A 13,136-nucleotide genomic window follows, 5' to 3' on the forward strand; every position below is an offset into this window, starting at 1 on the left:
GGCCCCTACCCCTGCCCTCCCCCAGCGGGGGAGGGAGTTAAAGCGGGGAAGTCGGTTTTTGCTCCTTCCCCCGCTGGGGGAAGGTTGGGATGGGGGCTGGCGGTGGTGGATGTTTCGCGATGCTTGTTCGAAGGCCGTTGGCCCCCACCCCACCCTCCCCCAGCGGGGGAGGGAGTTGAATCAGGGAGAGGGAATTCAATCGGAAAAAGGCTGCGCACAGCGGGCGATACCGTCAGGCCAGGTTCATTGTTTCCATGGGTAAATCAGGACGGATAACTGTATTTATATACAGTAATATTGCTTCACCCAAATACCCAATCCAATGAGAACAAAGGACCGAGATGCAGCTGTCAAACCACCACCCTCCGCCCTGGGCGCGCGTCACGCCCCAACCCCGGCCGCAGCCGGCGCGCGTGTCCGCGCCCTGGCCTTTTTATGTGCAGGCGCCGCGGCCGCCCTGCTTCGAGATGGAGTTGAATGCGAGGCGCGTACTGGAAGTTTCAGCGCGCTATTTCTCGGCGCCTATGGCTGAGACGGTGGCGGCAACGGCGGCGGTGCAACGCTGTGGCGCCAAGGGCGGACGCTGAAGCGATTGGAGGCCGCTGGCCCTCATTTGGGGAGGGGGTATTGCTCCTTCCCCCGCTGGGGGAAGGTTGGGATGGGGGCTGGCGATGGTGAATGTTCGGCTGTGCGTGATTGAAACGCCGCTGGCCCCCACCCCAACCCTCCCCCAGTGGGGGAGGGAGTTAAAGATCAGAAAGTGACGGACGCCTGCATCCACAGCGTAGGCCGCTTGGCCGCCGATGCCGGGACCGAGGTCGGCAAACCGCCGTCGGTGCGCCAGGCCAGCGAAGAGCGCAGTTGCACAGGCCCCAGGCTGGCATTCACACCCACACCCACACCAGCCAGGTTGCGGCTGTTCGAGGCCGCGGGGCCGAAGGGCTTGCGGTTGATGGTGACCTTGCCCACGTCGTAAAACACCGTGGCCTGCACGTTGGGGATCACGTTGTGGCGCAACTCCACCGTGGCGCGGTAGCCTTCGTCGCCGCTGGCCTCGCCCTGCGGATAGGCGCGCACGCCGTTGATGCCGCCCAATGAGAATTTTTCCGATGAATCGAGGTTTTTGCTGGCTGTCTGGCCGGCCACCGAGAGCGCCAGGAAGGTGCTGTCGGTGAAACGCTGCAGGCGGTTCGCGCCGTAGCTGAAGCGTGTGTAGCTGCCGTTGGACTGGGCCGAGGCGGCGTCTATGGCCAGCGCCGTCGGCGAGTTGATGCTCAGGTTGCCGAAAGCCACCGACAAATCAAGGCCGGTGATGCCGCCGCCGCCCAGCGTGTCCTGCAGGCTGCCCGAGAGGCCCAAGCTGGTGACGCTGACTTTTTTGGGCGTGAAGGTGTTGGTGCCGTCGACATAGTCCTTGAGGCTCTTGTCTTCGTACGAGACCGTGCCGTTCAGGTTCTTGAACTGGCTGCGGATAAACGGATAGGCGGCGAACACGCTGGCGCTGGTGGCCGTACCGTGGGCCTGCAGGGCTTCAAACTCCTTGCCGAGCTTGTAGTGGATGTCGGAATAGGCCGCGCCCAGCCTGAGGCCGTCGCTGCCGATGGGCAGCTGGTAGGCCAGGCGGGCGAAGCTCAGGTTGTCGCCGGAGGTCAACAGATTGGCGGTGAACTGGTCGCCGATTTTCAGCGGGCTCACGACGTTGAAGGTGCCGGCCAGGCGGTATTCGCCGGTGTAGCGGCTGCCGTAGTTGTCGAGCACCACGCTGCCGCTGTAGGGCTTGGCGGGGTTGACCTCGATCAGCAATTCGGAGGTGCCGACGCTGGCGCCGGGCTGCAGCGTGGCGCGCGAGGTGCTCACGCCGGGGGTGTCCTGCAGCAGCAGCAGGCCGCGGTCTATCTGCTCGCTCCTGATGACGTCGCCGTCCTTGACCTGGCCCAGGTAGGCCTGGGCACGCTCGTCGCTGAGCAGCGACTGGTTGTTGATCTTGTGGCTGGAGATACGGCCTTCGATGACGCTGATGGTGACGGCGCCGTCGGTGATGTCCTGCGCGGGCAGGTAGGCTCTAGCCACGGCAAACCCCTTGCTGCGGTAGTAGACGGTGATGCGGCGCGCGGCGGCATTGAGCTGGCTCAGCGAGCGCTCGGCGCCCAGGAGGTTGGCCACCAGCGGCTGGAGTTCGGCGGTCGGGATTTCCTGATTGCCGGTGATGGCGATGGACTTGACCAGCACCGTGGCCTCGCCCTTCTGGCTCAGGTCGGGTGATTCCTCGATACGCTGCAAGGGTGCCGCCTGCGGGGGCGGCGTGGGTGGCGCCTGGCGCAGGTCTCGCAGCACCTGGCCGGCATCGGGCTGGGGCGGGGTTTGCGCCCAGGCGCCGCCGTGCATTGCCAGCAAAATCGCCGAGGCCAGGGTGGAAAGGGGCAAGGAATTGATTTTCATTATTTCATTTCGACTTAACACTCACACGGCAAATGCYGCCACCCCGGGGCCGCCTGCCAGGTCCCTCCGGCATCCTGCGATTTTTGTACATCCCCCGGCCATAGCGCCCTACTGCCAATGCAGCAGATGCGCCGCTTCCGCACTGTCGCAGAGAGCAGCCGGCCTGTATGTCCCCATTTTTAGCGACATGCCGCCCAACCCCGCAAAAACCCGCGCAATGCTAAGCGCAAGCCGGAACGGGGGTGGCTTATTCTTCACCGGTGTTACCGGCTTCAGCGGCGGCGGCCCTCAAGGCATCGCCGGGATCTGCACCGCCACCCGCGCCACCACTGCCGCCCCCTGAACCACCCGAGTTGGCCACGTTGTACAGCGCGCTACGGTAGGCGTCATCCGCCGGGGCGGCACCACCCGGCACGCCGCCGCCGGCTGGCGTCGGGGGCACCACCACGGAACTGATGGTCAGCACACCATCGACATAGGCCAGCACGTAATTCGCGGCGCTGTAGCCGCTTGCAGTGATGGCGTAGCTGCCGACGGCGCTGGCGCCTTGTGAACTGCCGCCGTAGCTGAGCGCACCGCCCAGCACCGCGGCCGTTTCGCCGCCCACAAAGCCGCTGTAGCTCACGCCGTTGCCGCCGGCATAGGCCGCGCCGCCCACGGTCCTGCTGTCGTTGTTGGCCCTGACGGTCAGGTTGGCCTGGGCGATATCGGCTGTCGCCGTAACGGGCGCCGCTGCCAGCTGATAGTTGCTGGCCAGCCCTGTGCCGTTGGCGAGGCTGTAGGTCGCCGTGACGGTCTTGCCGGTGCCGGCGTTCGCATCGACGAAGCTGGCGCCGGTGGAGTTCAAGGTCAATGCCTCGCCGTAGGCCAGGCCTGCCAGGGTGCCGATGTTGCCCAGGGTCGCCGTTGCGCTGCCGTCGTAGGTCTTGTTGGTGGCCGCCATGCCGCTCACGGTCAGCGTGGCTTTGTCCACCGTCAGCGTTCCGTTGGTGTAGGCAATGCCGTAACCCAGGGCCGAGGCCAGCGTGCCCTGCGTGATGGCGTGTGTGCCCGCGGATGCGGCCGAGCCCGTCGGTGCGGCAAGCAGTCCGGCCAGCGCGCTGGCCGCCGTGTCGCCCGCGACCAGGCCGGAGCCCACGGTGTAGCTCAGGCCCGGCTCGGCCGCACCGTACACCTTGGCCTGGTTGTCGCCTGTGATGTTGATCATCGGCGTGACGCTGTAGACCATGCGGTTGCCGCTGAGCGAGGTCATGGACGCATCGGTGGGCGCATTGGCCCCATAGGTGCGGCTGAAGGCATTGCCGGTGGAGGCAAAGCCGCCGAAGGTGTTGGCCGTCGGGTCGGTCGAATACACCAGGAAGCGCCCTGCCCCCGGGTTCAGCGGCGTGGCACCGGCGTTGTTGATGAAGTTGCGGCCGGCGGCCAGCACCAGCGAATCATTCGCGGCGCTGCCGGAGGTGACGGCGTTGTTCAGCGTGATGTCGCCCGCCGCGCCGGTGGCACGCACCAGCACCTTGCCGCTGGCGGTGAGGCCCGCGGTGTTGACCGTTCCTATGGCCAGCGCGCCAGCTTGCGAATAATCGACGTTGCCGGTATTGCCCGCCAGCGTCGTCACCGCATTGCCCGCGTTGTTGAGGGTGTGCGTGCCGCTGCCCAGCAGTTCCAGGCCGGTGGCGGTGATGGCGGCGGTCTGTGTACCGGTGCCTGTCGTGCTCAGCGTGAGCTCGCCGGCGGTCAGCGCGCCGTTGATGGCGATGTTGCCGCCGGTGGCGATCAGCTTGAACTTGTCCTGGCTGTTGCCGAAGGCGCTGTCGACCGTGATGCCGGCGGCTGATGAGAGGCTGACCGTCTGCGCGGATCCGGCGTTGGTGCTGATGCTGAGATTGCTGCTGCTCAGTGCGTTGGCGGCGGTGATGTTGATGTCGCCAGCAGCGCCGGCGCCTGTGGTCGCCAGCGTTTGCAGGCCCGACACATTGGTGTTCAGCGTGATGCCGTTCAGCGCCGACGCGTTGAGCGTGGTGCCGCTGATATTGTTGGCTGCACCGTTGGCATCGGTGATGGCGCCGGCCGCGGCGCTCAGGGTGACAGCGCTGCCGGCCACCGTCTTGACCGCCAGGTTGCCGGCCGTGGCCGAGACGTTGGCACCGCCCGCCGCGAAGATGTTTTCCAGCGTGCCGCCGTTGGCCAGGCTCAGGTTGACCTGCGAGGCGCCGCCGGCCCCTACCGCACTGACGGACGCGGCGGAGATCCCCACCGCGCCGGCGGGGCTGGCGCCCACATTGCCCGCGCCGCCGTCGAGGTAAACCGAGCCGCCCGCCGAGTTGCTGATGTGCGGCGCCGCGCCGCTGGCCACGATGCCCTGCGAGCCCTTGATGCGCACCGCCGCTGTGCCGGCGGTGGTACCGGTGGCCGTGCCGCTGCTGGTGATGCCGCCTGACGCCAGCGTCACCGTACCGATGTTGTCGACGTCAATGCGGCCTGCGCCGGTATTGGTCAATGAAGTGAGCGTGGTGTTGATGCCGTTGCGCAGCACCAGGTCACCCGAGCCGTTGTTGGTGGCGGTAAAAGCGCCCACCTGGTTGCCGGCGTTGTTCAGCGCCATGCCGCCGGAACTCGTGGCTTGAAGTACGGCGCCGACGATGGTCTGGGTCTGCGTCAGGGCGCCGCTGCTGTTCAGCAAGATGGAATTGCCCCCGGCGTTGATGCCAGCCGTGCCGTCGACCGTTCCCACGGACAGGGCGGAGGCGGAACTGACCTGGAAATCGCCTCCGTACGAGCGCCCGCTGATCTGGCTGATCTGGTTGCCGGCGTTGTTCAGGGTGACGCTTCGTGCGTCGGCGTTCAGGTTGGCGACGGTCAAGGCCGCCGTCTGGCTGATACCCGGGCCTGAGGCGCTGCTGTTGACCAGGCTGAGGCTCTGCGTGTTGGCCATGTTGACCGCGTTGCCGATGGTGATGCCGCCGTTGTAAGCAGTGCCGCCGATCGCCAACACCGAAGCGGTGATCAGGTTGAGTTCGCTGTTGCTCAGGTTGAGGTAATTGACTTCGTCTGTGCCTCCCAGCGTAATTTCGCGGTTGGTGGTGGACGGTGTAATCACCGTCCGGCCGCTGCCTGAATTAATGCTGCTGTCAATCTTTACCCGGTTGCCGATCAGGTTGATCTGCCCGCCGGCCGTGCTGACCGCGGTGCCCACGAGGCCGACATCGTAAGACGAAGCGGGCGCCGACCCGGGAACGCCCGAGCCGCCGCTGAGCGTGATGGTGGCCGAGCCCAGGCCTGTCAGGGTGCCGCCTACCATGTCCACGACCCTGATTCCCAAAGCGCTGACAGCGGTTGAGGTGCCGGTGACGGCAATGTTGCCGGTCGAGCTTGCGGCGCCGTTGAAGGATATCCCGGTCAGGTTGGTCGCAGGTATCGGAGAGTGCACGGTGCCCGTCAGATCAAGCCCGCCCGTCCCGGCAATGATTTCAGACAGGACCCCGGTAGACAAACCCGTGCCGGCGCCGCTGAAAAGGCCGCCGCTCAGGTAGCCCCCTGTCGTGGCCTCCCCGGTGAGCGTGACCTTGCTGCCCGCGCCGGACTGCACCTTGCCGTTCACCGCCAGGCCGGTGCTGCCGTAATGATTGGTGTTATTGAATGTCCCCGAGAGCGTGACATTACCGCCCGTGCTGGACACGGTGGCGCCATTGGACAGCTCACCACCCTTGCTCGCGGGACCGGTGTATGGGTCCGGCGGAATGACCTGATTGCCCGTCACTGAACCCGTCAGGGTGATGTTGCCGGCGCCCGTGATCTGCGAGCCCGTATCCACGCGAAAGCCGCGCTCTATCTGGCCGCCGGTTGATACCCCGCCGGCGTTGCCGGTGATGTTGATGTCGCCTGTGCCCGCCGTGATACTGGAGTTCGTCACGACCAGGCCCCCCGCCGACCCACCGGTGGCGCTGGCGCCGCCGCCGGTCAGGCTGCCGCTGAGGGTGATGGTGCCGGCGCCGGTGGTAGTGACGTTCGAGCGCGTGGCGCCGTTGTTTACGATCTCCAGCGAGTGCGTGTCGCTGCTGCCCGCCGCGCTGAGCACGACGTTGCCGCCGGCCGCAGTCACCTTGCTGCCCAATACCTGGATGCTGCCATTGGCCGCAGTCAGGCTGACGCCGCCGAAGCCGGTGTTCTGGATGCCATCGCCCTGGCCGAGGTCGGTGACCACGATCTTGCCGGTGCCCGTGTGCGCGAGCGCGATGTTGCCGCTGACGGTGTTGATGGCACTCACGCGTGCCGCATTGATGGACGCCGCGCCGCCAATGCCGTTGCCGATGCCGTTTGCCGCGGTCATCTTCAGGTCGCCCGCATTCAGCGTGGCGCCGCTTTGCACCACGATGGGACCGCCCGCGGTGACGCTCAGGCTGGTTAGCGCGTTGGTGGCACCGACATTACCGGCAAACGTGGTGGCGCCTGAACTCGTGGTGCTCAGTGCGTTCGCGCCGTTGACCGTATTGGCAAACGTGATGGAGCTTCCGGTGCTGGTCAGGCTGACAGGGCCGATGACATTCACGGCGCTGTTAAAGGTCTGTGCGCCACCCGTTTGCAGGGTGGTGCCCACAAGATTGATGCCGCCGCCCGCTGTCAGCGCGAGGCCGCCGCTCAAGCTTTGCATGCCCACCAGGTCTATGGTCCCGACGTCCCTGATCAGCGTCAGGGTGCCGGAGTAAGTGGGCGCCGTGGGAAAGGCAAAACCGCTGGCATAACGGAAGGCCATGTCCTTCACGCTGCCGCTGCCGTTGACCGTCACGCCGCCACCGAAAGTGTTGGCCGAGCTTCCCAGCAGCACGTCCTTGTTGAAGCCGTTGATCGTGAAGGTGGCGGCGCCGGTCACGTTCAGCGCGCCGGCTTGCGAAATCGAGCCGGTGCTGGAGGTGGCGGCCAGGGTGCCCGCCACCGTGGAGGGGCCCAGCTTCAGGTCATTCAGGTCACTGACGGCCACGTTGCCGCTGGAATTGCTGAGCCCGACTGCGCCCGTGAAATCGTTGCCCGCATTGCTCAGGTTGATTGCGCTGGCGCCGCCGTTGATGGTCACCGCGCCCGCGCCTGCCGCCTGCGTGATCGCGCCCGTCTGGGTGATGTTGTTGCCGAGCAGGGTCAGAGCGCCGCTGCCTAGCGACAAAGTGCCCAGCGTCAACGGACTGCCGACGGAATTGATGATGACATTGTTTGCGCCGAGCGTGGTAACGCTGACTGCGCCATTGAAATTGTTGAGGCCGCTCAGGCTCACCTGCCCCGGGCCGGCGTTCACGCTGGCCGTACCGCCCACCATCAGGTCGCCGGCAGTCTGCTGAACGCCCGTATTGCCTGCAGTGAGCACCAGGTTGCCGGTTGCCGTGATATCCCGATTGATGTTCAGGCCGCTCGTTGCGGTCAGGCTGAGGTCTTTGGCGCTCAAGGCGCCGCCCAGGGAGAGAGAGCCGCCCGACAAGGTCAGGTTGCCCGCCCCGGTATTCAGGGCGCCCAGCGTCGTTAGCGTGCCGCCACCGGCCGCCAGGTTAACGTTCTGGTTGGCGCCCGTCAGGGTCAGGGCATTGAGGTTGAGGCTGCCGGTCGCGCTGACGTTCACGTCATGTGCGGCCGTGATGATGGCGTTGTTGATGGCTGCACCGCCGGTGAAGTCGATCTGCCCGCCGCCGCCCGTGCCCTGGGTGCTCAGGTTGAGCGTGCCTATGGCGCCGCCGAAGGCGTTCACGCGTATCCGGCCGTTGCCCGTGTTGCCCGCTGATGCGGTGAAGGCGCCGCCGGCAGAGCTCAGGGTGGCGTTGACGGCGCCGGCATTTCCCCGGATGTTGGTACCCGCGTACAGGTCAAAGGAGCTGGCCTGCCAGTCCACGCCGCTATTCATGATCAGCTCACCCGTGGTGGCTTTCAGCTTCAAACTGCCGGCAAAGATTTGCCCCAGGCCGTCGGTGCCGCCGAGGCTGCCGCCGGCCGTCATGTCCATCGCGCCAGCGTTCAGGTTCAGGGTTCCCGTGCCGGTAATATCGCCGGCGGCGTTGGCCGTCACAGAAAGATTTGTGGAAGGCCCGCCCACACCGATATTGCCGTTGAGGAGGATGTTGCGCCCGGCGGTCATGGTCATACCGGCCGCGCCTGCATTGGTTTTGGTGATGTTCGCGAGGCTATTGATGTTGATGTCGCGCTCGGCCGTCAGCGTGAAGGTGTTGTTGTCCGTCCGGTTGATCGCCTGGTTGACATGGATGTCGCCGTTGCCGCCGGCCGTGCCCATGGTGGCGGTGGCGATTTCAAAATTGCCGCCGGTCAAAGCGGCCGCGACGGCCGCGGCCGTCATGTTGCCCGTGGCGGAGATGGTGAAATCGTTGGGGTCTATCAGCCACTTTCCGGTGTTGCCGGCAGCGGCCAATGTGGTCACCCGGGCGCTGTCGGCCACCTTGACGTGGGCCGCGCTGGTTTCGACAAAACCGCCGTTGCCGCCATCCGGTGCACTCGCATCCAGCGTGCCGCCGACGTTGACGGTACCTGTCTCCATGTCCCCCATCAGCAGGATGCGGCCGGCCTTGTTCTGCAGGGTCTTCGCTTCAATGACACCCGTGTTGTTGACGGTGGCCGTGGTCAGGGCGTCCATGGCCTTGGCTGAAAGGAGGACCTGGCCACCGTTCGCCTGGATCAGATGTTTGTTCTCGGCCAGCGCATTGATCGCGCCCTGGTCGATGCTGTAACCGAGCAAGGAACCGTTGTCGAGGTTTAGCGTCACCTTGTTGCCGGCGGCGAGCAGTGCGGTGCCCAGCGATGCCGTCATCACACCTTCGTTGCGAACCTCCGGTGCCAGCAAGGCCAGGTAACCGCCGGATGCTGCATTCAGCGTGCCCTGGTTGACCACCGAACCCGAACCGCCCGAGCCCGTGAACACGTGGTTGCCGGCCATGAAGTCGGCATTGCTCATGTTCAGCGTCGAAGCCACCAGGCCGCCCACATTGACCTGCGAACCCGCACCAAACAGCACGCCGTTCGGGTTCAGAATAAACACCTGGCCGTTGGCTGTGAGGCTGCCCAGCAGGTGGCTGGGGCTGCTGCCAGTGATGCGGTTCAGTGCGATCGCAGAGGCATTGGGCTGGCTGAAGATCAGCGCTTCCTGGGCCGCGGTCGACAGGCTTGTCCAGTCAATCGCCAGTCGCTGGCTGACCTGATTGATCGTTGTGGCGTTGCCCACCGTGGCGACGCTGCCCGAGCCCGCGCTTACCGAGGCGTTGGCCGCATCGGCGGCATGGGCCGATGACATTCCCCAGGAGGCACCGGCCAGCGCCAGGGCGGCGGCAACCAGCCGCGGGCCGCTTGTCGACTTGCCGCGCCCGCGGGCGTTTTCAGCCACTGCCACCCAGCTGTTGCTGACCTGGCTCCAGACAATGCGGTAGATGCAGTTCATAGGTGATCCTCGGTATTCTTCTCAATGGCCCGGCCGCCATGCAGGGTTCCGCTGTTATTCCCCGGGTCGGGGCAGGTGAAAAAACAGCGCGCTGCCTTTTCGCGGCGCGATCCTGATCCCCAGGCTCACGCACATCAAGATTCAAGCGCCCGTCATAGTCCACGCGGTTTTCCCTTTGCCCCAATCCCAATGCTTTTATTCGCAGCCCACGGCGCTCGCCTGCACCGATGAAAGCGGCCACAAGAGGCTGGCTGCGCAGCCGTCCCGGGGCTATACCGCGAAAATGTAACCTATTGTTGTAGCTTAGCCCAGCACCAGGGCGTTGCCACCGTTTGGGTGGCGAGGTTTGTAGCTAGTTTTGACGACAAAAAGAGACGAATATCGCTGGACTCCAGCGGCCATCGCAGCTAAGCCCCCCCCGCTAATCGTCCGCTTCCGCCGCCGCGGCAGACAACACAGCGGCCAGGCCTTCAGGGCTTGGGCGGGGCTGCTGGTTCGCCGACCGGGCCACGCCCGCCAGATAGACCATGGCGCTGCGGTAGGCCTCGTCGATCAGGAATACCGGCTCCGCCCCCCTGATCGTCAGTGTTCCGCCGGTGATGTCATAACCCTCCTGGCCCGACCAGGCACCGTAGATCCCGGGGTTGATGCCGCTGGCCGCCGTGACGCCGGGCGCACTCGCACCCGATTGCTGCGCACCGGTGTAGGCCACGCTGGTATCGGGCAGCGTGAGCGGTAGCAGGAAGCTGCGCAGCAGCGGGCCGGTCTGGCCTTCGTAAATGCGCCACGTCGCAGTGGAGCCGCCTTGGGTGGCCATGTTCCAGCCGCTGAAGGTGGCGGCCTGCATCAGCTGCGCGCTCGTCTTGCCGATGCCGCCCGCGCTGGCGGCCTGCCCTGAAGTGCCAATGTCCCAATAGCTGTTGTTCGTCACCGCTGTGTTGACCTGTTCGGCCACCAGCCCACCCGCCATACCAGCGGCCGTGACGCGGCCTGTGCTGTAGGCGCGCGTGATGTTGCCGTCCAGCGAGCTGCCGACCAGGCCGCCGACCTTGTTGTCGCCCGTCACGGCGCCGCCCGCGTAGGCGTCGGTGATGCCGCCCTGGCTGAGTTCGCCGACGAGGCCGCCGACCTCGTCATTGCCTCGGACCGCTGCCGTGCTGTAAACATTGCTGAAGGTGGTGCAGCAGCCCTGCCCCGCGATGGCGCCGACAAAGTCGGCGCCGGTGATGCTGCCGCCCACCAGCCCGAGATTGCGGATGCTGGTGCTCTGCGTGAGGCCGAACAGGCCGACGAAGTTGTCGCCCGGGCGGTTGATAAACAAGTTGCGTATCCTGTGGTTGAGGCCGTCGAAGCGGCCCTCAAAAATGCCCGGCGCACCAACGCCGCCCAGGGTGTCGAAGCCCGCGCCGGCGTTCCAGTTCACGGTGTCGCTCGCGTCGATGTCGGCGCCCAGCACATAGTTGCCGGTGGGATTGCCGTTGATGCCCTGCAGGTCGGTGCCCGTGGTGCTGCCCGCCGCGCCCAGGCTGGTGATGACCTTGTACGGGTCCGTCACGCCGTCGCTGCCCAGCCGGGTGCTGAAGTTGTCGCCGGCCCGAAGGTTGACCGCCGCGCGCACGTTGTAGCTCGCGGTGTTGCCCGCATTGAGCGCGCCCAGCCCGTATTCGAGCGCCAGCTTGCCGTTGGCATGCTGCGAGGTGATGGAGGCATTGATGTTGATGTTGCGCCAGGCGCTCAGGGTCAGCGTGGTGCCGGCGTTCCAGGTGACGGCTGCGTTGACGTGGATGTCGCCGGCGTCAAAACCGCCCACGTTGCTGGTCGCCAGCGCCACATTGCCCAGGTTGAGGCTGGCGGCCAGCGTGGCCGCGCCTATGCCGCTGCCGGTCAATGCGCCGCTGCCCGCGGCGATGCTGAAGTCGGTCGGATCGATCAGCCAGGTGCCGTGGTTCCCGTTGGCGGCGAGCGTGGTAATGACGGCGCCGTCGGCCACTTTCACCTGCGCCGCGCTGGTTTCGATAAAACCACCATCACCGCCGCCGGGTGCGCTCGCATCCAGCGTGCCGGCAACATTGACCGTGCCGGCCTCCATGTCGCCCATCAGCAGGATGCGGCCGGCCTTGTTCTGCAGCGTCTTTGCTTCGATCACGCCCGTGTTGTTGACGGTGGCCGTGGTCAGGCTGTCCATGGCTTTTGCCGACAGCAGCACCTGCCCGCCATGGGCCTGGATCAGGTGCCTGTTCTCGGCCAGCGCGTTGAGGGCGCCCTGGTCGATGCTGTAGCCCAGCAAGGAACCGTTATCAAGGTTCAGCGTGACCTTGTTGCCTGCCGCGAGAAGCGCGGTTCCCAGCGATGCCGTCATCACGCCTTCGTTGCGCACTTCGGGTGCCAGCAGCGCGAGATAGCCACCCTGCCCTGCGTTCAGCGTCCCCTGGTTGACCACTACACCACCCGAGCCCGTGAACACATGCTTGCCGGCCATAAAGTCGGCGTTGCTCATGCCCAGGGTGGAAGCGACAAGGCCGCCGACATTGACCTGAGACCCGGCGCCAAACAGCACACCGTTCGGGTTCAGGATAAACACCTGGCCGTTGGCCGTGAGGCTGCCCAGCAACTCGCTGGGGCTGGAGCCGGTGATGCGGTTCAAGGCAATCGCTTGGGCATTGGGCTGGTTGAAGATCAGCGCCTCGTTGGCGCGGGTAGACAGGCTGGTCCAGTCAATCGCCACGCGCTGGCTGGACTGGTGAATGGTGGTGGTGTTGCCTACAGTCGTGATGCCCGCCGCACCGACGGCGACGTTCGCATTGGCCGCATCGGCAGCCCCGGCCTGCTGCGCAAAGCACGCCATGGCCAGCGCCAGGCCGCCGGCATTGATCGCCACGCGAGAGGATGAAGCGCGGCCTCCCCGGCCCCCGGCGGTCTCCGCCACGGCCACAAAACGCCTGGAGTCTTCGCTCCAGACCAGGCGGTAAATGCGGTGGATGCTCGCGTGGCTGTTCATGGTTTCTCCTTGCCAGACCGCGATGGTATGCCGTTTGGGGCCGCGCGCCCATAGGGGCGTTTGTTGGACCGGTTCTTGCTCCGGCGTTGCGCTCCCCTCTGAGTGCTGCTGGCCGGGGTTGCCGGCAGCAACTCACTTTTCTTTGCTTCGCCAAAGAAAAGTAAGCAAAAGAAAGGCGACCCGCAGTCTGGGTCCCTACGCTTCGCTACGGGCAACCTGCGGTGCTCGAGCCAAGCGGGGTCCGGCTAAACTCGCTTCGCTCAGACAACGCCGGCCCTG

Annotated in this window: 4 protein-coding genes; 1 reads left to right on the plus strand and 3 read right to left on the minus strand. The window is 65.7% G+C overall.

Annotated features, from left to right (window positions below):
• Nucleotides 1–341 precede the first annotated feature (341 nt).
• Nucleotides 342–587, plus strand: coding sequence for a hypothetical protein (locus AC1D1Y_RS25065; protein ID WP_477684730.1), 246 nt, complete (start codon nt 342–344; stop codon nt 585–587).
• 166 nt (nt 588–753) lie between these two features.
• Here the strand turns inward: AC1D1Y_RS25065 and AC1D1Y_RS25070 are convergent, their stop codons facing one another.
• The 3 genes from AC1D1Y_RS25070 to AC1D1Y_RS25080 form a co-directional block, all read right to left on the minus strand.
• Nucleotides 754–2,439, minus strand: coding sequence for a ShlB/FhaC/HecB family hemolysin secretion/activation protein (locus AC1D1Y_RS25070; RefSeq protein WP_477684731.1), 1,686 nt, complete (start codon nt 2,437–2,439; stop codon nt 754–756).
• A gap of 247 nt (nt 2,440–2,686) precedes the next feature.
• Nucleotides 2,687–9,859, minus strand: a complete 7,173-nt coding sequence (locus AC1D1Y_RS25075; RefSeq protein WP_477684732.1) for a two-partner secretion domain-containing protein — start codon at nt 9,857–9,859, stop codon at nt 2,687–2,689.
• 421 nt (nt 9,860–10,280) lie between these two features.
• On the minus strand, nt 10,281–12,857 hold the full coding sequence (locus AC1D1Y_RS25080) for a two-partner secretion domain-containing protein (protein WP_477684733.1): 2,577 nt from the start codon (nt 12,855–12,857) through the stop codon (nt 10,281–10,283).
• Nucleotides 12,858–13,136 lie beyond the last annotated feature (279 nt).

The organism is Polaromonas sp. P1_G1 (genome assembly GCF_056405595.1).